This is a genomic window from Planctopirus sp. SH287 (assembly GCF_056500625.1).
This window is the reverse complement of sequence record NZ_CM151403.1, coordinates 2,979,203-3,002,275: the sequence shown is the minus strand read 5'-3', so window position 1 is coordinate 3,002,275 and position 23,073 is coordinate 2,979,203. Positions and strand designations below refer to the sequence as shown.

13 protein-coding genes are annotated in these 23,073 nt (G+C 54.0%); 5 read left to right on the top strand and 8 right to left on the bottom strand.

From position 1 onward, the window contains the following. Position 1 precedes the first annotated feature (1 nt). On the top strand, positions 2–823 hold the full coding sequence (gene eutC, locus SH287x_RS11045) for an ethanolamine ammonia-lyase subunit EutC (protein WP_479514369.1): 822 nt from the start codon (positions 2–4) through the stop codon (positions 821–823). A gap of 121 nt (positions 824–944) precedes the next feature. On the opposite strand, the gene SH287x_RS11040 is transcribed toward eutC, so the two are convergent. After that, complete coding sequence (locus tag SH287x_RS11040) at positions 945–2,171, bottom strand: FG-GAP repeat domain-containing protein (protein ID WP_479514368.1); 1,227 nt, start codon at positions 2,169–2,171, stop codon at positions 945–947. 440 nt (positions 2,172–2,611) lie between these two features. Between SH287x_RS11040 and SH287x_RS11035 the strand changes: the two genes are divergently transcribed. From SH287x_RS11035 to SH287x_RS11025, 3 genes are all read left to right on the top strand, one after another. Then, a complete protein-coding gene (locus SH287x_RS11035) occupies positions 2,612–3,646 on the top strand; it encodes an SGNH/GDSL hydrolase family protein (protein WP_479514367.1) in 1,035 nt (344 codons plus the stop codon). 255 nt (positions 3,647–3,901) lie between these two features. Continuing rightward, complete coding sequence (locus SH287x_RS11030) at positions 3,902–7,471, top strand: PVC-type heme-binding CxxCH protein (RefSeq protein ID WP_479514366.1); 3,570 nt, start codon at positions 3,902–3,904, stop codon at positions 7,469–7,471. 219 nt (positions 7,472–7,690) lie between these two features. Then, complete coding sequence (locus tag SH287x_RS11025; RefSeq protein ID WP_479514365.1) at positions 7,691–10,420, top strand: alpha/beta hydrolase family protein; 2,730 nt, start codon at positions 7,691–7,693, stop codon at positions 10,418–10,420. Between the two features lie 11 nt (positions 10,421–10,431). Here SH287x_RS11025 and SH287x_RS11020 read toward each other — a convergent pair whose 3' ends face one another. The 5 genes from SH287x_RS11020 to lepB form a co-directional block, all read right to left on the bottom strand. Further along, the gene (locus SH287x_RS11020) at positions 10,432–11,919 is read right to left on the bottom strand and encodes a TIGR01777 family oxidoreductase (RefSeq protein WP_479514364.1); all 1,488 of its coding nucleotides are present in this window, start codon (positions 11,917–11,919) and stop codon (positions 10,432–10,434) included. 338 nt (positions 11,920–12,257) lie between these two features. Beyond that, complete coding sequence (locus SH287x_RS11015; RefSeq protein WP_479514363.1) at positions 12,258–13,124, bottom strand: sigma-70 family RNA polymerase sigma factor; 867 nt, start codon at positions 13,122–13,124, stop codon at positions 12,258–12,260. 574 nt (positions 13,125–13,698) lie between these two features. Further along, entirely contained in the window at positions 13,699–14,886 is a 1,188-nt protein-coding gene (locus SH287x_RS11010) for an FtsW/RodA/SpoVE family cell cycle protein (protein WP_479514362.1), read from the bottom strand. 208 nt (positions 14,887–15,094) lie between these two features. Continuing rightward, positions 15,095–15,883 carry an LPS export ABC transporter ATP-binding protein gene (gene lptB / locus SH287x_RS11005; RefSeq protein WP_479514361.1) on the bottom strand — a complete coding sequence of 263 codons (789 nt, stop codon included), beginning with the start codon at positions 15,881–15,883 and terminating at the stop codon, positions 15,095–15,097. A gap of 164 nt (positions 15,884–16,047) precedes the next feature. Next, complete coding sequence (gene lepB, locus SH287x_RS11000) at positions 16,048–17,979, bottom strand: signal peptidase I (RefSeq protein WP_479514360.1); 1,932 nt, start codon at positions 17,977–17,979, stop codon at positions 16,048–16,050. Between the two features lie 448 nt (positions 17,980–18,427). On the opposite strand from lepB, the gene SH287x_RS10995 reads away from it, so the two are divergent. After that, entirely contained in the window at positions 18,428–19,066 is a 639-nt protein-coding gene (locus SH287x_RS10995; RefSeq protein ID WP_479514359.1) for a histidine phosphatase family protein, read from the top strand. A gap of 92 nt (positions 19,067–19,158) precedes the next feature. Here the strand turns inward: SH287x_RS10995 and SH287x_RS10990 are convergent, their stop codons facing one another. Together SH287x_RS10990 and SH287x_RS10985 are read right to left on the bottom strand one after the other, a co-directional pair. Then, entirely contained in the window at positions 19,159–20,100 is a 942-nt protein-coding gene (locus tag SH287x_RS10990; RefSeq protein WP_479514358.1) for a leucine-rich repeat domain-containing protein, read from the bottom strand. Then, positions 20,067–23,018, bottom strand: coding sequence for a hypothetical protein (locus SH287x_RS10985; RefSeq protein ID WP_479514357.1), 2,952 nt, complete (start codon positions 23,016–23,018; stop codon positions 20,067–20,069). Before SH287x_RS10985 ends, SH287x_RS10990 begins: the two co-directional genes overlap by 34 nt. Between the last annotated feature and the right edge of the window lie 55 nt (positions 23,019–23,073).

Below are 23,073 nucleotides of genomic sequence, written 5' to 3'. Positions count from 1 at the left end.
TATGGCTTCCTCTGGATCTCAACCTGACGCGTGGTCATCGTGGAGAGAATTGACAGCTGCCCGGATTGCTTTGGGCCGCGCGGGGGGGAGTCTGCCGACTCATGAATGGCTGAAGTTCAGCCTGGCGCATGCCCGCGCCCGCGATGCGGTGCATGTCGGGCTTGATAGCGAGCTTCTCACCAGGGAAATGCAGCACCGTGGTTGGGAAACGATCACGGTTCAGACTCAGGCCAGCGATCGCACCGAAATGTTGCAGATGCCGCATCTGGGGAGAAAACTGTGTCCCAGTGATGCGATTCGTCTCAAAGAATTGGCGAATCAGGCATCAAGCGAAACATCAGGTGGCTTTGCCTTTGATCTGGCCCTTCTGATTGCCGATGGCTTGTCGGCGGTGGCAGCTCAATCTCATGCCGTGGGGTTATTGGAGTCTTTGCTACCACCGCTTAGTGATCGTGGCTGGAAAATATCTCCGATCGTGATTGCCCATCAGGGACGAGTCGCGTTGCAGGATGACGTCGGGTTTTGCCTCAACGCCCGTCTTGCTCTTTCTCTGATCGGGGAACGTCCGGGATTGGGAACTCCGGATAGCCTGGGGGCCTACTTTGTCTATGAGCCACGTCCTGGGCGAAACGATGCCGAAAGAAATTGTGTTTCCAATATTCGCCCCGCAGGCTTACCACTGCCTGCTGCTGCCGACACGCTGGTGTACCTTTTAACGGCTTCTCACACCCGGCGATTGAGTGGAGTCGATCTCAAGGATGACCGGGCATTGCTCGGAGAGAATCGCTTCAACGTGAAGTCGATATTTGATTCGTCAAAATAAACACAGCGGCAGGGCATCGTGATTCATGCCCTGCCGCTGGATTGCTTGTTGCCGTGGCTGATTTCGATTCAAAACCCGATCTGTTGCACGAGCGTGAAGTCTGCATCAGCCAGGGAACTGGTTAAGGCTTAGGTTTCTGGAAGAGGACGTTGACGCCTTTTTTGTTTGAGAGAATGACGTCCAGTTGCCCGTCGTCGTTCATGTCACGGATCTCGAATTGCGTGCCAATCCCTGTGTCTGCTCCGGCTCCAATCTCACGGCGGATGAACCTGGGAGGCTGGCCTTTCTCGCGGATGATCTCATAGGTGAGTATGACCACGGGTTCCTTTTCTCCCGGATCTGAGCCGTTGTGTGCCCAGAATCGTTTGCCGGTGACCAGATGAGGATGACCGTTTTTGAGATCGACCATGAGGAGAGCATGATTTTGAGAAACGGTGTCATCGATCTTGTGGAATGTCAGAGCGTTGCCATTGCCGGTGTTTTCGAACCACCAGAGACCGTACTTATGGGCGGAACTCATGATGATGTCGTTGTCCCCATCGAGATCCAGGTCGATCACATGGATATTCGCGGCGGGCAAGGGGGGGCCATCTGGTTTCTCGGCCAGTTTCCAGGGATGAAAAGCCCAGGGGGAACCATCGAGCTTCTCGGGCTGTTCCCACCAACCATGGGGAATCAGAACATCGACGCGCCCGTCACCGTTGAAGTCGCCGGCCCCTAAGCCGTGATAATACTTGAACGTTCCATTCTGAGCGGGATCACCCGGTTCACTGATGGGCACAAACTTCCAGCGTTCGTGAATCTTGTCGGCTGCCGGAATTTCCAGATATCCCATCTGTCGTTCGGGTTGTGATCCCAAAACGAGTTCCGGTTTGTCATCGCCTGTGATGTCTGTGAAAAGCACCGTTTCGTTGCAGGCACTTGTCCAGATTTCGTGCTTCTTCCAGTGGCCTTCGGCGTTTTTCGGGTTTTCATACCATGAGAAGGGATCGCCTGGGAAACCGATGATGATCAGATCGTCCCAGCCATCGTTATTGATGTCGTGGGCGAATTCCACAAAGCACTGGCTGTAGTTGCCGTTCCATTTGTACTCACCCACCGGACGGACTTCGTGCTTTTTCCAATCAGGAGCGGCATACCAGAAGTCACCAGCGGCAACATCCATCAAGCCATCATGGTTGAAGTCACCTGTGGCGACGCCTTCTGCGCGGAAGGTTTCATCGAGTTTCGCCCGCGTCCAGCCATCATCGATCACGATCTCTACTGCAGAAACGACATCAGGATCAGTCCAAGCCGTCAGGGACAACAGCCCCAGGGCCACAGCAGTGATCACAGACCTGCACATCATTAAAACTCCTTGGCGGGGTCGCATCAGCGATTATTGATTCTCGCAGATGTTGTAATCTGCGGGCAGGGCGAATGTCCAATGGTTGTGAGGGGTGTTAAGTCAGTGGAGCGACTTGGAGAGGGAAATCGTGAGCAACGGGCTTGCGGAACATGATCGTGCTGGCGCAACAAACTGCGTTATCAGTAAAGGGACTTCTGAATGTCAGATTGTGGTCGCTGTTGGGGGCTCTCAGATTGCTCGATGAGTGTGACTTCTCGCACTCAGGGTGGCATCCATCAACTCCTGTGGATATCTTCAACGGGGTGAGTGCGCCATGAGAGATTCCACCGGAGTTTTCTGTCGAGATCAGCTCGCACGAGAGAAAGATGGTTATGCCTCGCTCAAAAAAAAATCTGCCCCCTCTTCGGCGGTACGATACTTCCAGGAAATTTCTGACAAGCATGTTACAGACGAGATTCACGTTCACAAGGCTTGCATTGAAGGGGCTGGCGTTGATGGGGTTTGTGCTATCGCCGATTCCCTCAGCGCTTGCCAGCGACCTGCCCAAAGTCCACACAGTACCGGCAGTTCAAAACTCTCCCTCTGATGCCGCTGAGAAGCCCGTTTTGCGTGCAAACGACCGGATCGTCTGGATCGGGCCGACCTGGGTTGAGCGTGATGTGAATTATGGCCAGGTCGAAACCGAGTTATTGACACGCATGGGGTCACAACCGTTCGTGTTGAGGAACCTGGGTTGGAGCGGTGACACTGTCTGGGCGGAGAGCCGGGGAATTTTTGATCCGCCCGCTGTGGGATATGCCCGGCTGATTGAACTGACCAAGGAGCTTAAGCCCACTGCTGTCTGGTTATCGTATGGTGCCAATGAGTCCTGGGCGGGAGCAGCGGGGATTGGCAAGTTTGAAGCCCAGTATCGCAAACTAGCCAAAGAGATCACGGCGGCCACCGGGGCGCGACTGGTTTTGATCACTCCGTTTCCGTTTGAAAAAACAGCCGCTCCCATGAAAGATCCCTCGGGACAGAATGCCGTTCTGAGTGACTACGTCGCGGTTATCAAGAAGCTGGGGAAGGAACTCAATGCGCCGGTGATCGACCTCTTCACGTCCTTGCCGGCAGGCGCAGATTTGCGGGCAGAAAATGGTCTTCATCCGGACGCAAAAGGAGAGCAATTGGTTGCCCGGCGGCTGGCTGATCAACTGCAATTCGCAACCGCCGATGGCCAAGCCATTATCCGTGTCAATGTTCCCGAGGACGAGCGTGAAGAATTGCGGCAAGCGGTGATCGCTAAAAACACGCTCTTCTTTCATCGGTGGCGGCCACAAAACATCACTTATCTCACGGGCTTCCGCAAACACGAACAAGGCAACAACGCGGTGGAAATCGCTCAGTTCGATCCTCTGGTTGATGCTGCCGAGAAGTCGATTCTTCAGTGGCTGGCAGTTCGCAAAGATGCCAAACCTGCCTCCACAAAGCCCTGATCGTGGCGGTGATTGCCGTCGACAAGTGTTCCTGTTCTTCCCAATGCGGTTTTATTGTGACTTCGCATTGGGACGTTCGGAACTGGCTTCAAACGCGATGAACGTTTACTGCTAAAAACGAGAAATACAGATAAAAACGAGAAGTGCAGAAGAAGGCTGAGATTCGTTTGTTTGTCAGCCTCTTTCTTTTCGTAATAACAGACGTTTTTGCTCTGAATCATACCCACTGATCATTCCCCAGGGATGCTTCATCTGATGGCTATCTCCATGCTTCGTTCCTTGCTGAACTGTTCTTCCAACGCCGCACGATCTTCGACCGTAACACTGGCGTCGACCGCCACACTGGCGGTGCTTCTGGTGGCGTTGTCTGGCCCGGTGGCTGTTGCTCAGCGGGATCTCAAAGATATTCCCTCCACTGATCCCGCGGACGAGCAGAAGACACTGGAAGTTGCTGAGGGGTTTGAAATCAACCTCTTTGCTGCTGACCCGCTGATTCACAAACCGATTCAGATGAATTTTGATGCTCGTGGCCGACTGTGGGTTGCGGCCTCAGAGATTTATCCCCAGATCGAACCGGGCAAGGTCGCCAACGACAAGATCCTGATTCTTGAAGATACCGATGGTGATGGTCAAGCCGATAAGACCACGGTTTTTGCCGATGGGCTGCTGATTCCCACTGCCGTGATCCCTGGTGATGGCGGGGCTTATGTTGCCAACAGCACTGAGCTGGTTCACTTCAAAGATGTTGACGGAGATGGCAAAGCCGACGAGTCACGCATCGTCCTGTCCGGGTTTGGAACGGAAGATACCCATCATATCCTGCACACTTTCCGCTGGGGATTTGATGGGCTGCTTTATATGAACCAGTCGATTTATATCCATAGTCACATTGAGACGCCGTTTGGTGTCAAACGGTTAAATGCGGGGGGGATCTGGCAATATCGTCCAGCGACCGGACGGCTTGATATTCTTGCCCGAGGATGGGTGAATACCTGGGGCCACCATTTCGATCGCTATGGTCAATCGTTTGCGACAGATGGCGCGGGGGGAGAAGGGATTAACTTTGTCGTTCCCGGTGCGTCATATCCCACGGCTGCTGACAGCCCGCGCATTCTGCATGGCCTTAACCCTGGCAGTCCCAAGCACTGTGGCCTGGAAGTCATCGATGGGCGGCATCTTCCTGAAGACTGGCGTGGCGATCTGATTACCAATGATTTCCGTGGCCACCGTGTGTGTCGCTTCAAACTGACGCCCGAGGGAACAGGGTATGTTTCCAAGCCCATGCCAGATGTCGTGCGGACAAATCATGTGGCTTTCCGACCCATTGATGTCAAGCAGGGGCCAGACGGGGCGATCTACATTGCCGACTGGTACAACCCCATCATTCAGCATGGTGAAGTCGATTTTCGTGATCCTCGTCGAGATCATACGCACGGCCGTATCTGGCGTGTGACGGCCAAGGGGCGGCCGCTCGTCAATAAGCCGGTTCTTGAATCGGCGACCAATGCAGAACTTGTCGGGTTATTAACGGCTCCCGAGCAGTTCACCCGTCAACAGGCCAAGCTGGTGTTGCGGGAACGCCCTACGGCAGATGTCATGCAGGCTCTGGCTGCTCATGCGTCCCAGATCAAACCCGGCGATGCCAATGCCAGTGAATGGCAGCTTGAATCACTGTGGGTGCATATCGCTCATGATCAGACGGACTTTGTCACACTGGAACGCCTGTTAAAGGATTCTGATTCACGAATTCGAGCTGCTGCTGTGCGAGTTCTGGGGCATTGGATTGATCGTGCGCCAACACTGTCCCCTTCAACGATCCCTCTGTTGCTGGCTATGTGTGATGATCCTCATCCGCAAGTGCGGATGGAAGTGGTTAGAACACTGGCCAGAATCCCGACATCGCCATCGGCTCAGGCTGTTTTGAAGGTTGCTGCGCAGCCGATGGATGAGTTTCTGGAATACGCCGTCTGGAAGTCGGTGAATGAACTGGCCCCCCAGTGGCATGCCGCGGTTCTTCAGGGGGAATGGTCACCTGAAAAAATGATGCCCAATGGTTCGATCCAGCCTCTCCTTTATGGAATCAAAGCGACGAAGGCTGTCAATTTGATGTCGCCACTTGTGGCCTGGTTGCAACAGGGAAAAATCCCGGCGGGTGAAGTCGGGGCGACGATGGAGGTGATTGGGAATCTGGGCGGGCCGGCTCAACTGAGCATGGTTTTGGCGGCAGCGCTCGATGCCAAGACCCAGAGTCGCCAGCGAGCCATGCTTCTGGAAGCGCTCGCATCAGCCAAGCGGATCCGTAACATTCAGCCAGCAGGAGAGATGGACGGAATTGCTCCGTTTCTTAAATCCGAAGATGCCAATGAGAAGCGAGTTGCTATTGAACTGGCAGGACTATGGAAACTGCAGTCGCTGGCTGGCGAATTGCGTGCTCTGGCACAAGATCGAACGGCCGCTAATGACATGCGGATCACAGCCATTCAGTCCCTTGCCCGTTTGGGGGGGGATCAAAATCTGGAGTTGCTGGTGGCGCTGGCCAATCAGGGCAAGAGCACTGAGGAGGCAAAGTCCCCGGCAGAAAGCGCGGTTGTCCGGGTGGCTTGTGTGAAGGGATTAGCTCCTGTTGCTGCCGAGCGGGCTGCGAAATCCGCAGGGAAACTGCTGAGTGAGGCTCCCGCGCCAGACGTGGTGAATGATGTCTTGCAGATTTTTCTCAGTGAAAAGGGCGGTTCACCGCTGCTGGCCAGTTCCTTGGCGAACGTGCGTCTCAGCGAAGATACTGCCAAGTTGGCACTCCGATCTGTGACAGGCTCGGGGCGTGAAGAACCACAACTTCAAGCGGCCTTGCGCGAAGCTGGTCAGTTGGGGAGCGGGCCTAAGGTCTGGTCTTCTGAAGAACTGGCAGCCATTCTGGAGACTGTTTCCAAGCAGGGGAACGCGGCCCAAGGGGAACAAATCTTCCGGCGAACGGAACTGGCTTGCGTGAAGTGCCATGCGATCGGTGGCGCTGGGGGAGCGGTGGGGCCAGACCTGGTGAGTATCGGTGCGAGCGCTCAGCTGGATTATCTTCTGGATTCCATGGTCACACCGAACAAGCAGGTCAAAGAAAATTACAATACGGTGATTCTGGCTTTGATCGACGGCAGAGTTCAGACGGGAATTGTTACTCGCAAATCAGCGACGGAAATCGTGCTGCGGGATGCGAATGATGTGGAAATTTCGGTGCCTGTTAAAGACATCGAAGAGCAAGGGGCGGGGACATCACTGATGCCTGCGGGGCTAGCCGATGGCCTGACCCAGAAGGAACTGGCTGACCTTATTGCCTTCCTCTCTCAGCTTGGAAAAGTTGGCCCCTATGCGCCACCTTCCGGTGCGTATGCCATGCGTTGGGAAGCCCTTGTCCCGACCGACGATGCCTGGACAAAGCTCTATCGCACCTCTGATACGGAACTCTTAAGGAGTGGAACTGGCCTTCAATGGAAACCTGCTTTCAGTCAGGTGGCAGGGATGCTCCCGCTGGCTGACCTGCCTGCCTTCCGTACCCGAGATCGGCTGGCGGAAAAAGCGAGGCAGGTGATGTTCCTTAAGACAACGGCTGTCGTCACCACTTCGGGGAAAGCCAGGCTGGTTCTCAACGACGCCACCGGGATTGACCTATGGATCGATGGTGAGTCAATGCCGGCCAGTGCGACCACGCTGGTTGACTGGTCTGCGGGAGCACACACCATTCACTTAGCGATTGATCTGCAAAAGCGGTCGGGGGAAGTCCGTCTGGAACTGTCTCCTGAAGGGACAACCCAGGCGAAATGGCTCGTCAAACCCTAAGAAATCAGCCAAGGTCTGGACGCCGGTTGTCGACTCTTCGGGGGAAATCCCGCGATGAAGTGAGCTTTTTGCGATGACTTTGCCATGAATTTATCGCTATGCTCGACAGGCGAATTTCACTGTCCAGGAACGCGCTCCTCCTGGCAGTTGATGCAAACAGGACGACCCCTCGGGATGACCCGGTGAGTGCCGTCCGAATCAATGACATAAGGCGATGGCATGGTGAAGTCGGCGAGAGCGGATTCGGCGTGGTTTTATTGGCTTTTGAGTTTGACGCTCGGTCTGTCAGGGATTAGCGAGACTGCGCCAGTCCTGGCTGCTGATGAAACCGGTTACAAACTCCCGCCGGACGAGATGGTGCAGATTGTTGATGCGCCATTGCCATCGCAGATGGTGCTCTCACCTGATCACACTCAGTTGGCTTTGCTCGATCGAACCCCGTGGCCTTCCATTGAATTCTATGCACGGCCTTATCTGAAGATGGGTGGTTTGAGGGTCGACCCGACGCTCTCGACGCTTCGTCGGACGGCGGAATATCGTCGGATTGCTTTACAAAAACTGGCAACAGGGAGCCAGCCTCGTGTTGTTGCGGAGCAGAAGGGCCTGTCGACTCCCATCTGGTCACCGACGGGTGGTCGTCTGGCCTACACGGTTGATACCCCGCTGGGGATGCAGCTTTGGGTTCTGGAGACCAAGGGAGAAGACCTGACTCCCCGATTGGTTCCAGGAATACTGCTGACCGATGTCGGAGGAATCGCTGTTCGGTGGATCGATCATGGTCGTCAACTCCTTGTGCGGCAGATTCCCTCCGATCGTGGATCGCCACCTGTTGCCTCCGTCACGCCGACGGGGCCATTGGTTCAATCGACGTCAGGACAAAAAGCCAAAGCCAGTACCTATCAGGATCTGCTGAAAAGCCCGCATGATGAAATCCTGTTCGAGTATTATGCGACGGTTCAGTTGGCCCGGGTCGATGCAGCCTCTCTTCAAGTGTCTCCTGTCGGTCAGCCAGGCATTTTCACAACGGCCAGCGTCTCGCCGGATGGCCAATACATGGTGGCGACCAAACTGAAGCGTCCTTATTCGTATCGTGTTCCTTACAGCCGGTTTGCCCGAACCGTTGATGTCGTGAAGCTGGAAACAGGAGCGATCCTGAAAACCCTCAGTGATATTGAAGCCCCTCAGTTTGCTGCGACTTATGGCGTGAGTGCTGGCGGCCGTATGTTTGAGTGGAATCCACATGAGGCTGCTCAACTGTTCTGGGTAGAGACGCTGGATGGGGGTAATCCTGAAACCCGTTCAAAATATCGGGATCGTCTGGTCACGCTGGCCGCACCATTTAATGGGCCAATTCGTGAAGTGCTGCAAACGGCTCAGCGGTTAAGTGATCTGGACTTCACAACGCTCTCAAACGAAGTCCTGATCACAGAAACCAACTCCATCCGCCGCTGGAAGACTGTGGCTCTGGCGAAACTGGATGATCCTGTCAATAGCCGGCGTGTACTCTTTGATCTTTCGACCAGTGACGCCTATGCAGATCCTGGCAAGCCAGTACGTACCCATACGGCTGATGGCCAGAGTGTGGTGCTCAAGGAGGGTGACGCCATGTTTCTGGAAGGAACTGGCGGTTCTCCGGAAGGTGATTATCCATTTCTTGACCGGGTCAATTTACAAACGGGAGTACGCGACCGACTGTTTCGCTCTCAGCGGGGAACCTATGAGACGTTTGTCGCCTTCGCCGATGATGGCCTTCGCACCATTCTCACTTCTCATCAGAGTCCGGCCTCACCGCCCAACTATTACCTCAAGCAACTTCCCACATTGAAGCGTCAACCATCAGTTGTTCTGGATGCTCCGGCTGACGCATTGCATCCTGTCAGTTACGACAGTGCCGGGAGACCGCTTGATCCTTATGTGATGGCGGCAGCTCCTGAGTTCCCTGCTGCTGGTCAGGATCTGGGGCCGGTCACGACCTTCGCGGATCCACATCCTCAATTCACCTCATGTACCAAGGAACTCCTCACATATTCCCGCGCAGATGGCGTACCGCTTTCAGCCACGCTGTATCTTCCCCCCGGCTATGACCGTGATTCAAAAGTCAAGCTGCCGGTGATCATGTATGCGTATCCTCGCGAGTATGCGAATGCGGAGGTGGCTGGTCAGGTTCGGGGTTCTCCCCATAAATTTACGCGGCTATGGGGGGCCAGCCCGCTGATGTTTCTGACTCAGGGATACGCCGTCATGATGGATACGGCCATGCCAATTGTCGGGACTCCCCGGAAGATGAATGACACTTATGTTGAACAGTTGGTGGCCGATGCCGAAGCTGCTGTCAAAACGGTGACAGAATTGGGGGTGGGTGATCCCGAGAGAATTCTGGTCACCGGGCACAGCTATGGTGCGTTCATGACTGCGAACCTGCTGGCTCATACCGATCTTTTTGCCACAGGTGTCGCGTGCAGCGGGGCTTATAACCGGACGCTGACGCCCTTTGGTTTTCAGAATGAACCACGAACATTCTGGGAAGCCCCTTCTGTCTATTCGCGGATGTCCCCCTTCTTTCACGCGAATCAGATCAAAGAACCCATCATGTTGATTCATGGTCAGGAAGATCAGAATTCGGGGACATTTCCCATGCAGTCTGAACGATTCTATGAGGCGCTGGCTGCCAATGGAGCGACGGCAAAACTGGTCGTTCTGCCTCACGAAGGACATGGCTATCTCTCGCGAGAATCGATTCTCCACCAGTTAGCTGAGATGACCGAATGGGCTGATCGGTATGCGAAAAACGGCCAACGGATCAAGAATCTGCCGTCCCGTTCCAAACCTTCACAGACAGCTTCCCCTCAGGCGACACCATCTGTTTCTACGAATGGGTCAAAGCCAGCGTCCGACTCCAGCTCGTCAAATTCCGCTTCGGAAAAGCGTGTCGAATCGTTCAAAAACTGATCTGAAAATGATCAGTGTGAGACCGCGTTTGTGCTGCGGCCCAGCAGGTGGCAGAGCGCGTCTTCCAGATCAGGAGTGCGAAAGGAATAACCGGTTTCCAGCAATCGGACAGGTTGTACTTTGCTGCTGGATAATAAGAGTTCGTCTGCCATTTCACCGAATGCCAAACGGGCAGCAAAGGCTGGAACCGGGAGGAAGGCCGGTCGATGAAGGACTGTGGCCAATGCTTGTGTCAATTCGGCATTGGTGACTGAGCAAGGTGAAGTGGCATTCACTGGCCCTTGCAGAGTTTTTGCAGCAATCGCGTGGAGGATGGCCCCGCAAAGATCATCCAGAGAGATCCAGCTCCAGAACTGGTCTCCCTTTCCAATACGCCCACCCAATCCCAGAGAGAAGGGAGGCAGCAGTTTTTGAAGTGCTCCTCCCAGAGGTGTCAGTACGGCCCCGATCCGTAAATGAACCACACGGATCCCGGCTTGCCTGGCGGGTTCACAAGCCTCTTCCCATTCCTGGCACAATTCGGCGAGGAAGCCGGTCCCTGCTGAGGACTGTTCTGTCAGCACTTCGTCGCCACGATGGCCATAAAAACCGGTGGCGGAGGCGCAAACCAGAACATCGGGAGGTGAGGGGAGCCTGGCGAGCATTTCACACAACCGGCGTGTTCCCTGAATCCGGCTCTCTCGGAGCTGAGTTTTGACGGAGTTCGTCCAGCGAGCACTCGCAATGTTCGCACCGGCCAGATGCACCACCGCTTGTAATGCAGGAATCTCTCCGCTTTGAATTTCTCCTGATTCCGGATTCCAGACAACGTCGGGTGCTCCCGTAAAAAAAGGAGGGTTCGACGGGCGGCGAAGCAGACGCGTGACGCGATGTCCCTGAGTAGTGAGCATCGGAATTAACTGAGAGGCGACAAGACCTGTGGCACCGGACACTAGTATCTTTGAAGGCTTTAACCCCGCTTGATCAAGTGATTGCCATTGCTCCAGATCCTCTTTGGTGACGCGGTGCCGGTAGGTAAAAACGGAAAGGAATTTGCGAATGATGGCTTCGTTGGCCAGCCAGTCACCAAGCATGCCACCGGGGAGCGTGTAGAGAATTTCATCCTGCAATTCACAAGTCTGTGCCGTTTTTGGTAACAGCCGATGGGTATGCTCGAAGTGGGCAAATGGGCCTTTGATTTGAATGTCATGGAACTCCTGTCCCCAGAGACAGCGATCATGCTGTGCGACCCAGGTTTGCTGGATCGGGCCGAGGGGAATGGAGAGCGTTACCAGTCCATCATCAGCGATTCCCCCCACACGGGAGAGAACGCGAATTCGGCTCCATGGCGGATTGAGCCGCTCAAAAGCTCCGGGAGCCGCATGCCATTCAAAAGCTTTTTGGGCATTGACCGGGAGTGGTGACTGTTGCACGAATACCCGATGAGGGGGCAGCGCCTTGACCGAGAGGGACTGACTTTCGCTCAACGATTCAGTGGCATTGACAGCATGGCTAGCCACGATCAATTCTCCCAACGTGCAAGTCCAGCATTCTGATGGCTGACTCTATTTTGTGAACTTTTGTGGCGCGAGGCACCTGGCTTTTGGGTTCTAAAAAAGGATTCCCGAAAATGTTTTTTACGACCCTTCAAAAGCCGTGGAGATTGGAGACGAACCTTTCGCTCATCGCCCCCTTTTGATTTGTCGCCTCGAAGTCTGTCTGTGAACTCAGCTTCTCCCTTCGCGAGTAAACTCCGGGATCAGGGGGCGATGAATTACCAACTGTTCCCGCGGGAATGTTCGCCCTTTCACTCTGCCTAAGCCGCCAGTTTCTTCAAGTGAGAAGGGATTGAGTGTTCTCAGGCAGACTCCTGGACGGAATACATCTCACGAAGTTGTGGGTATTGTCGGGCGACTGTTTTTAGCTTGTCCAATGCTTTAATAACAATTTGTCTGACACGCTCTTTACTCAGGCCCACTCGTTGAGAGATATCAGCAAGGCTCTGTCCGCTGTGCTGGTCATTCAGGCCGTACCTTGCCGTAATGACGATTCTTTCTCGCTCGGACAATGTCTCCAGGAGGGCCATGAATTCGGGATGAGAAGAGGCATCGATAGAGAACATGGCTTCTTCTGAAGAGAGATGGGCATCTGCAAACTGTTCCAGGCTTCCTTCAAAATGACTGGACGCAAACAGATTTGATTTCTGTATTTTTTTCAGGCTGCGATGCAATTGATTGCGGACGGCCCAGGTGGCGTAGGTACTGAAGCGGTTGCCGAGACTGACATCAAAGAGTTCGACGGCTCGAATGAGGGGCATGATTCCCTCAGAGACAAGATTCGTCAGCTCTTCGACCGTATGGCTTGTTTGGCGAGCCAACGCGACCACCAATCGAAGATTTGCCTGGACGATTTGATTTCGAGCCAGCACAGCCCGCGCTTTCCATTGATGAAAGCTGGCACGCAGTTGACGTCTGCCAGGGGAAGCGATCAGGCGAATCCGGTACGCCTCCGCTTGATACAAACAGAAGTTCATCCGCAGGAAGAGATAGTTTTCCTCTGCGGGGGTCAACAATCGAGATCTCGCAAAAGTGGGCAGGAGAAGGCTGGATGTTGGAGCCGCAGTTGGTGTTGTCAGCTCTAATGTTTCGAGAGAGGCGGGACGAAGACGTGCCAATTGTGCTGACGCCGTCCGCTGGCTGAAGAGAGGATGACTCACAAAAGCCACGGGGGTGAGTTCATTGAACTGAAGGCCCCCAGCTTTGGGATCAGGTTCTTTTGCCTGTGGTAATATCCGGCTACTTTGAGCGTTTGAACGTTTTGGACTTGAAGTTGAGCATGCAATCAAAGGGGCGGCTGGCTGATCGTCATTTTTATTCGGAGGCGTTTTCCGTTGAGTCATCTTTGGCAAAGAGGGAATTATGTGCGAAGGTTGAGTCGCTCTCTGTGAAGTCTGCTGGCGTTGCTGATCGCTCTTGGTTTTTTGTACCGCGGTGGCCATGTTCACCCTTTCGGGGCAGCGGTCACTGCCCAGTCCCGCAAAGATCTCCTTTCGTTTAAACCGTACAAAGAATGGGAACCTAACCAAATTTTCTGGAATTTTGACCCGATCCTGCAGACTGGCAATAACTCACGATGACTTCGTTGCTTACTGACCAGATTACGACTTGTTCAGTTCAAGCCATGATTGATGGTCAAAACTGTCTTTGTTGTGTGAGGACAGGCGTGCTGGCAAAACGTGCCATTTATTGAATGTATGGCGGGAAGGTCGCTCGCGAGACGCTCTCTCCGGTGGCTGATGTTCAGGCACGTGCTGGTGTGAACAGGAATGGTTCCGCGTGGAGTTGCTCGCGCGTTTGTCGTCGGATGCTCATCAGCAAACCAAGCTCGATGGCTGTGGCTAGCAGGCTGGAACCACCGTAACTCATGAGGGGAAGTGTGATGCCAGTGATGGGCATCATTCCCACAGCCATCCCGGTATTGATCAGAGTTTGAGAAGCCAGCAGAACGGTAATCCCCGTTGCAATCAACCGACCATAAGGTTCCTTGCAGGCAGCGGCAATGCGCAGTCCTTCAATCAGAAGAACAGCATAGAAGCCTAGCGTCAGCATTGCCCCCCACAAGCCAAATCGTTCTGCCACCAGGCAAAAAACAAAATCAGTTTGACCGGCCGGCAGATGATAGGCCGTTGGTTCGTCGATCAACTGGCCATTGATTTCACTGCCCCACACACCACCCAGTGCGATGACCTGCTTGGACTGGTGTTGGTGGTAACCATCCCCGCGAGGGGCCGGCCCGCCATCTGACTGTGTGAAGAGCGAGGTGACACGGGATTGCTGTTCGGCATTCATTCCCTGCCAGAAAAGGGGGAGCATCACGATCGACAGAAACACGATCAGCAGCAAATGCCTTGCACGAGCACCAGCGGTAAATAACATCGCAAACAGGACAGGGACAAACAGCATTGCTGAACCCAAATCAGGTTCCAGCAGAATCAATGCGACGGGGAAGAGCATGACAATAAAAGGGATCAACAGTCCGCGAAACGTACGGTGATTCTCGCGAAACATGAGATAGTGGGCCAAGGCCATGATGAAGGTCAGCTTTGCCAGTTCCGAGGGTTGGAAATCAAAAATGCCCAGCGGAATCCAGCTGCGAGCCCCATTGCGAGGCGGCGTTAACAGCACGACGACCAGAAGTGGCAAACTGAATACGAACAACCAGTCGCTCAGCCCTTTGAGTCGTTCATAAGAGAGGGTTGCCGCCCCCAGAAATGCCAGAGCAGCTGGAATGAGCCAGATCACCTGACGCTCATAACGCGGTGTGACCGATAGCAGTTCATCTGCCCGGGCAATCCCGGAAAGTCCCAGATAAAGCAGCCCCATCGCGCTGAAAAGTATCGGCCAGGAAATGCGTTGCACCACTCCCCAGTTGAGCAATACCCAAGGGGCCGAAGCAAGGCTCGTACGATCGTTCAATGAATGAGCCATCTCGATAGTTCGCAACGAGCACGTTAGAAAAATGTCTGCAAGATCTCGCGAAGAATGACAATGCTACGGCAGCCTCTATGTCAGGAATCTCTTGATCAGGTGTTGGCTTTTAAAAAACTCTAACAAAACCTCTGATGCAGCAGGAATTGACGAAGCATTCGACGTTATTCAACAGGCACAACCGGTTTTGTTAGGCATTCTAAGAAATTTAAGCTGCTGTGCGTTCTTCAAACTGGCCGGCTTGAAAGACTCCCTTACTGGCAATGATCGATTGAGCATCGAACCGACTGCCAAAGTAATACTTCTGGGCATCGGGATCGTTCAGGACTTGTTCGGCATCGCCGCTGCAGAGAATTCGGCCACCAAAGACGATGTAACTGCGATCTGTAATGGTTAACGTTTCTCGTTCGCGGTGATCAGTCAGCAGGATCGAGATCCCTGAATTTCGGAGTTCCGCGATAATGTCCTGAATGCTGTTGATCGTCACAGGATCGATCCCGGTGAAGGGTTCGTCGAGAAGAATGAGTTGAGGCCGACTGGCGAGGCATCGGGCAATTTCCAGGCGTCGTCTTTCACCGCCGGAGAGCGTCGATGCAATCTGAAACCGCTTTTCCGTGATTCCGAACTCATTAAGAAGTTCATCACACCGATACTTCCGGTCTTTTGCCGAAAGTGGCATGTATTCCAGAACCGCAATCAAATTCTGCTCAACGGTCAGCTTCGTGAAGATACTGGTATCCTGAGGCAGATAGCCCATTCCCGCTTGAGCGCGCCGATAGAGTGGCCAATTGGTGACATCAACGCCGTTGAACGTCACACGGCCACGCGTCGGTGTCACCAGCCCGCAAGTCATCCGGAAGCTGGTCGATTTGCCAGCCCCGTTAGGGCCTAGCAGTCCCACCACTTCGCCAGGTTGCACATTAAAGCTCACGTCGGCGACAGCGAGCTTACGCGGGTACTGCTTAACCAGTCCGGTGCATTCCAGAAGCGTCTTCATCCGATCCTCCATGATCTGATGCCGTTCATGTGTGGCGTTGTGCGACACATTGAAGCTGATGAATCTCGTCTAACAAACTCTAACAAAACCTCTGATGCCACATCATCTGAATAAGCATTTTGCATTTCCAAACAAGCACAGCAGGTTTTGTCAGGGCATCCAAGCTAACGAATTCTCGTCCACCGCCACCACTGAGGATAGAACGGAATTGAAAAGCGGGGATAGTTTTCCACGGAAGGCTTCTTCGATTGATCCACCTGATGATAGAAAAAGGGAAGGGGGGCATACCCCTTGCCATCATTCATGAACGGGACACCATGTGGCCAGAAGATGCTGAAGGCTTTCCCCACCAGCGCCGAGCGGGGAACGGCATGTCGCCTGGGTGCTCCTCGGGTGTTTGACCACTGCCGGGCGTCCTGACTTCGAGGAGAATTATCTCCCATCATGAAGTATTCATCGTCGGCTAATGGTGGAAATTCTGCTGCGAAGGCATGAGCTTCGTACTCGGCTCCCCAGGCAATGGGATCGTTCAGGAGTGATGCCAGCCTGGCATGATTGTAAGGGGAGTATTCATCGGTTGCTGTGACGGGATCCGGGAAAGCCGTCCCATCCGTCGCGTCCCGGTCGGCCCGATAATAGATATCGCGAAAAATCTTGAGATCAGAGACTGTCACCGGGCGGCCTTGAGCAAATATCCCCACAGGCGAGAGATCTCGCAGTTGTGGCCCGTGCAATGTGGGAGGGGAGTAGCCGGTATCAGCATCGAATTTCACTAACCGATCATTGATCCACACACAGAGTCGCTGATCCACATTGGCGAAAAGCAGCTTGAAAGTGGACGAAGTCGCGACAGCCGACTGACTCCGGGCCAAATCTCGGAAGCGAGATTCTCCACTGAGGTCATCAGACATTCGTAAGGTCAGGAACCCATCCGTGCCAATCAGACATTGATAGATCCGGATCCCGCGGGTCAATTCCACCACAACCGTTCCCGGCGCAAGTGGCGCTCCGCTTTCGTCTCCCGTAGTCTGCGCGGCCGTTTGTGCTGAAGTGTCTGATTTTCCCGCTGTGGGTGCGCCCAGCGTAAAATTCCCTTCGACAGAGATATCGCCCACCCAGAATGGGTCGGGGATGTCTCGCTGACCACCGCTATTGGGGGCGTAATGGTTATAGGCACAGAAATCAGCGATCAATTCAGGACGTGGTGGGAAGATCATCGGGTTGCCAGCCAATGCCTGCGCCCAGGCTTCTGTTGACGGCACAAAATGGCGATACCTCAGCCATTTCCCCTGGTCGCCAGCGGCATCGGTCAATTGATAAGTGCGGGCTTCCCGATCAGCGGCCCACCCGTCTTTATCCTCTGACCATTGGGCTGGTGATTCTTCCGACTCCGGGTTGCGAATCCCTTGCCACCGTTCTGGCCAGCCCGCATCCAGCAGGACACGAGGAGCCTCCGTGTCGTCATAGACGGGTTGCTGAATCGCCTTCTGCTTGTCGGGATCGTCTTTGCGGGCGATCTTGTATTCACCCTCATATCCCTGGCGAACGTAGACATCGCCTCGCCAGACTCTCAGCATTTCACCGGGAAGGCCGACAAGCCGCTTGATGTAATTGACTTCCGGATCTTCTGGGAACTTGAAAACAACCACATCCCAGCGGTTGGGATTCCCCAGTTCATACGACCATTTATTGACCAGAATCCGATCACCGTTAAATACGGGCCGATCTTTAATGTCACTAATGACACGACAGTTCGGGCACATGGAGGTGTTAATTCGCATGTTTAACCGGCCGGTTTCCCGGTCAAGTTCGTCGCTGGCGCCAATGGCGTAGTGGTGCCCGCATTGAGTGCAGGCAATTTCCTTGCAGCGGCCATAGAGGGTCGGAGCCATTGACCCCGTGGGAATGACAAAGGCTTCGGCAAGAAAGGTTCTCAGCAGGAACGCGAGAATGAATGCAAACGCGATCGACTCCGTGACCTCGCGGGTGTCGTTGCCGTTTCTGACTGCTTTTTCCGAAGTGGCTTGTTCAGACGGAGGGCTGGATGCTGCCCGTCGATTCTTACCGAACCAATCACTCCAGCCGATGGCTGCCATGCCTGCCTCAAATTCCGTGAAATTTTCTTGGGCCGCACGAACCGCTTCGTGCGGCAGTTGTTCTTGTCGCAGCAAACTCTACGACAAACCCGGCCAAACTGTGGGCGGAGTCTACCCGAAAACCACCTGCGGGGAGAAGCCAGAGTTCTGATTCAGAAAGGTCATTTTTGACGCTGTAAAAAAACATTTATCGTACTAAACGGTTTTTCCTCAATGAGTTGTGCCTTGGGGTGGCATGCTTTTCAGAGCGAATTGATGCCTGATAACCAGAGGCTTAAGCTTCCACGAACATGGCATTAAGCGAACCGATTTGAGAACGAGCGACTGCCCAGGCTGAAGAAATCTGAGCAAGACGTTACAGTCTGCTCGAAAAATCAAGTCGTCACGGTTTGTCAAACGTTGACCCGTTGCGGGATTGATCAGACGATTATTTCCTGAAGGGGATTTTATGCGGAGGGAACCGCCGGCCGAGATTTGCCGCATTTTTCTGTGCCGTCATGGAGCCACAGCAGCCAACGAAATGCGACCTTACATTTTGCAGGGGTGCGAAATGAACGGGCCGTTAACGGCTGTTGGTGAGTCTCAAGCCGAGTCACTGGCGCAAGCACTCAAAGAGATTCCCATTCGCGCTGTTTATGCCAGCCCACTTCAACGAGCGAGGCAGACAGCGCAAAGAGTCGCTGACCAGCATCAATGCGAAGTGGTGACTGAACCGGATCTGAAAGAATGCAGTGTCGGCCGTTGGGAGGGGAAGGATTGGGAGACTATTCGTCGAGATGATCAGGCGGCACATGATGCGTTCTTTGCTGATCCTGCTCAGGTTCCGCATCCCGGCGGAGAATCGTATTCTGATGTGTTAAATCGGGCGATGCCTGTTCTGGCGAAGCTGGCGGAACGGCACCGGGGGGAATCGATTGTGGTGGTCGCTCATAATATGCTCAACCGGGTCGTGCTGACTCCGTTACTGGGCTTGCCTTTGAAAGTGGCCCGTCAGGTGAAGCAGGCCAATTGCTGCATCAATGTGATCGAATGGAGTCAGGAGAAGCCGGACCTCATCACGCTGAATAGCATTTTACATCTTGAGTGATGAGTTATGCCGTTGGTTTCTTTGATCTGTTTTACTGTCACTCTTCACTTTGAATTTCTCTCTCGTTTGCGACCTCGCTATTGGGTCAGTTTCTATTTGGCCGGTTTCTGCTGTGCCCAGAATTGGGCGGGAGTGCGGAAGCGGCCGTCGCCAAATGCGGTATCAAGTTCTCGTAGGCTGTTCATTTCACGGATGACGTTCATCCCCTGTTTAATTTTGTCGGGGGTGAAAATCAGCCGCTCTAATGTGAGAGTAGCCAGCGGTGTCAGGTCTGTGACCTGCGTTTCGCCAAGATGCAATCGTCTGAGCGAACGGAGATTGCTTAACGGCTGAAGATCAGCCACCGGGGTTTTATGAAGCGTCAAACTGACAAGCGGCAGAGCGGCCAAGGGACGAAGATCTGTCACTTTTGTTTCATTGAGCCACAACACTTCCAGCGGTGATTTGGCCAGTGGCGCAATGTCCTCCACATGGGTTCCCAACAGGTTAAGCTCTCGCAGCGGCAAACCTTCCAGCGGCTTTAAATCGCTCACGGGCGTGTATGTCAGCCAGAGCGTTTTGATCGGTGATCCGGCTAACGGCGTGAGGTCTTTGACGTGGGCCTCTTCAAGATAGAGAGCTTCCAGCTTCAAATCCTTGAGGGGGGACAGATCCTGAACCAGACTGTTGCGGATTCCCAGTGCCGTAATTGGAAATTTGGCCAGCGGCGAAAGATCGACCAGATCGGCGTTGTCGAATTCAACACGCACAATTTCGCCGTTTTGCTCTTCGGCACGCATGTTCTCAAAGCGCAGGAAAGGATTCCTTGCCTTCAATTCCCGTTGAAATTTTTGAAGGGCATCTTCAGGAATTTCAGGGGCCATTGGTGCGTTGGCAACAGCGTCGGGAGGCGCAGGCTGCGAATTATCATACGCCACTGGGGACGATTGGTCACATCCTGAAACGGTACATATTGCCGCAAGCATCAACAGGAATGATCGCTGGAAGCTTAGAACAATGGTCAGAGGCCAGTGACTCGAAGAGATTTCCACCATGCGAATTCATAGTTCCAGTTGTTGCTCTCGTGCCGGACTTCGACCGTGAGCGGGATCGTTGAAGAAAGGCCGGTCGTGAGGTCGATGTCAAGGTCGACCCATTGATCATGACCTTGAATCAAGCGGTCATCAACGATGCGACCATTCACCAGAGTTACCAGTTTGAAATCTTTGTCTTTCTCGGCGTGCACGCGGCCTTTCAGCATGACTGGCCCAGAACCGACTTTGGGGAAATGCGCAAAGAACCGACAGGGACGATTGGGTTCCAGCGGATGAGTCTTAACGACATCGGTTTCGCCTTCATGCTGCCCCACAAGCGAGATGCCGGAAAGGGAATTCATGGCGATAAACTGAGGGGCCACCTGCCGAAGGAGAGAACCATAATCTTCTTGGCGTTGAGCAAGTTCTTTCACTCCCGCAGGGAGTTGAGAGGGCTGCTTCCTTAAGCGGTCAATCTCTTTAATTCGTTCGACATCCTGAGGTGTGCGTGCCAGTACGAGACTGTCAAAAAATGCCGCTGTCTCCCCCGTCGTTTCAAAGCCCAGTCCCGTGAAAGACAATCCTCCAAAGTCGTGAATCAGGTCGCGTGAGACCCATTGCCAGTCACGGGGAAGCGACCAATCCACACGCAAGGGGGCACCAGCCGATTGTTTGACGTCACCTGCATCGAAGGTGTAGCCATGCCGTAATCCTCTGTCTTCTAAAGGAATTTCCTGTCCACCCCGACGTGTAACCGCAGGACGGCCACGCAATCGATCCAACGCCGCTTCGGCAATGGCTCCTCCGATGCGGCCTTCATGAGCGATCAGTAATCGAATGGTTTCTTTCGATTTCTTCTCATCGTCAACTTTTCGCCAGGCAAAGGTGAGAAAGCGATATTCCCCCAATTTGGGATGCTCTCGCACAGGAGCTTCATTCTCTAATAAGCGGGGGGCAAACCGACCTGGTGCTCGAACCTCCAGGCTGACACGTCCGGAATAGGGCAGGTCGGAACTGATCCGGGCGGTGCCCATCCCTTCGGGCAGTCGATCGGGGAAATCCTCTTCTTCATCAAATAAAGGGAGAATTCCCGGAGGGTGACGGCCTGGGGTCACTCCCCGAAAATCCAGTGTGGCGTGAGAATTTTCTTTTAACAGGATGATCTCGCACTGAACGACCTGTCCTGCAAAAGAACTGATGTTGAAAACTGGTGGTTGAGGTTCAATCGGGCCTTCACGTAACGGGATCGGCAGCACACCAACTCCCTGGCCATTCATGCGAACAAAGCACAGGAGCGGACTGGCAGGTTCCGATGGCCGGAATGCGTGGACTGTCAGCCATCGGTCGTCTGGCTTCAGCGACAGACGGCGGGAGAGCATCACGGCATCTCCCGTGAAATGGGCGACCGAGCGAAAGCGCGGCTCTCGTGAATTCCAGGTTTCCAGAAGATTACGAACTTCCATACCTGACGTCTGCTGGCTGTCATATCGCCATCCGTTAACTGTCCATCCTGTCCAGCCGAGAATTGTCTGACTGGCGGCCTGTGCTGTCAGCATTCCCGCATGACCGGCATTCAAACGAATCTGCGGCTCGATCCAGTTGGAAAAATCTCGAAGATCAAGAGGATCTTTGCCGCGAATGGCGGCATCGGCCTGCATGTCGGTTTCTAATCGGACTGGCCTGGATTTGAGTTGATCCGATGTGGTTTCACTGGCTGGCAGGCTCTGCCAATTCGTCCAGAGGATGGGATCGCGACCAGTTTTCTCACCACTGTCGAAGAGTGTCGACTCCTTTCCATCGGTCATTACGCGAATCGAAGCGCTGACACATCCCCCTTGCCGAGCCGCAGGGTCTAGCCCCCATCCTGTGCGGATCGCTTCCACAAATGAAGGGAGTTGAAATGTCAGTTGTGATGTTCCAAACACTCCCCAGCCCGTTGGCCCCCAATCGTTGCCGACGTGCAGACGTTCGCCTTGAACGTTGACATTCCAGCGGGGTCGCCAGCCACTGCTGAAGATGGCTTCATGAGAGACTTCTGCGGGCGTGAACCAACTCAGGGGTGGTTCTGTCACCAGCCAGGTTTTCCAGCTGACAATCTGGGGGAAACGAATCCAGAGAGGATCCAGTGACCAGGCCGGCTGGATCAGTTGATACCAATCGTTCTGACGGTTTCGGTCGCCCCAATGCCGGGCCTGGAGACGCTGGGTGGATGTGGTCAGTAAGCTTCCCTGACTGGTTTCGAGCCGAACCCATAGCCCTTTTCCATCCGGTGTGAGATGAGCGGCTGTTTCAAAATAACGTGCCCATTCATCATCAGCCGGAAGATGAATTTCAGCGATTTCTCCTAACGAAAATTCCTGAAGGCCACTGGATGTCAACAGGTTGACGCTACCAGGATTCCAGCGAAACGTGCGGAACGGAATGCGTCCACCATTTCGCAACCAGACCATCCCCGGTTGGTAAGCGTCACCAGCGACAGGCTCCCACACAATGCGACGCACAAAAGAAGCCGTGACTCGTACCGGTTGAAGATACTTGAGTTCGGGAGGCTGTGTGCTTGTGCTGGGTCTCAGAAGAAAATGGGGGGGAAGAATATCGTAAGGATCATCTTGTCCGTTTGACCATCCCAGCACTTCTCCTGAAAATCGATCTCCCCCGGACATTTCGATGCGACGTGCCGGTTTCTCCAAAGGAGGTAACGGCATTCGCCAGAGTGTCGAAAAGGAGCCATGACTATCAAAAAGTCGGCGGCCGTTCAGATTAGGTTCGGCTGTGGGATCATTCCACTCTTTGAGGCTGGCAGGCCCGGTCACATTTCCCTCGGCCCAGCGAGCCATGAATTCGGGATCGGCCGCCTGCAAGAAGGGATGATTTAATAAACAGAGCGCTGCGAAGATCCAGCAACAGTTCCAGAAATGGCCCCAGACTCCACGGGTCATATGAATTTCACCTTTTGAGAATCTGGTCAAGGTGGTGCAGTGCGTTCAGTGCGAA

Excerpts from the sequence above, each read along its gene's own strand:
- eutC (WP_479514369.1), top strand. The coding sequence starts at position 2 with ATGGCTTCCTCTGGATCTCAACCTGACGCGTGGTCATCGTGGAGAGAA.
- SH287x_RS11040 (WP_479514368.1), bottom strand. The coding sequence starts at position 2,171 with ATGATGTGCAGGTCTGTGATCACTGCTGTGGCCCTGGGGCTGTTGTCC.
- SH287x_RS11035 (WP_479514367.1), top strand. The coding sequence starts at position 2,612 with ATGTTACAGACGAGATTCACGTTCACAAGGCTTGCATTGAAGGGGCTG.
- SH287x_RS11030 (WP_479514366.1), top strand. The coding sequence starts at position 3,902 with ATGGCTATCTCCATGCTTCGTTCCTTGCTGAACTGTTCTTCCAACGCC.
- SH287x_RS11025 (WP_479514365.1), top strand. The coding sequence starts at position 7,691 with ATGGTGAAGTCGGCGAGAGCGGATTCGGCGTGGTTTTATTGGCTTTTG.
- SH287x_RS11010 (WP_479514362.1), bottom strand. The coding sequence starts at position 14,886 with ATGGCTCATTCATTGAACGATCGTACGAGCCTTGCTTCGGCCCCTTGG.
- lptB (WP_479514361.1), bottom strand. The coding sequence starts at position 15,883 with ATGAAGACGCTTCTGGAATGCACCGGACTGGTTAAGCAGTACCCGCGT.
- lepB (WP_479514360.1), bottom strand. The coding sequence starts at position 17,979 with ATGGCAGCCATCGGCTGGAGTGATTGGTTCGGTAAGAATCGACGGGCA.
- SH287x_RS10995 (WP_479514359.1), top strand. The coding sequence starts at position 18,428 with ATGCGGAGGGAACCGCCGGCCGAGATTTGCCGCATTTTTCTGTGCCGT.
- SH287x_RS10990 (WP_479514358.1), bottom strand. The coding sequence starts at position 20,100 with ATGGTGGAAATCTCTTCGAGTCACTGGCCTCTGACCATTGTTCTAAGC.
- SH287x_RS10985 (WP_479514357.1), bottom strand. The coding sequence starts at position 23,018 with ATGACCCGTGGAGTCTGGGGCCATTTCTGGAACTGTTGCTGGATCTTC.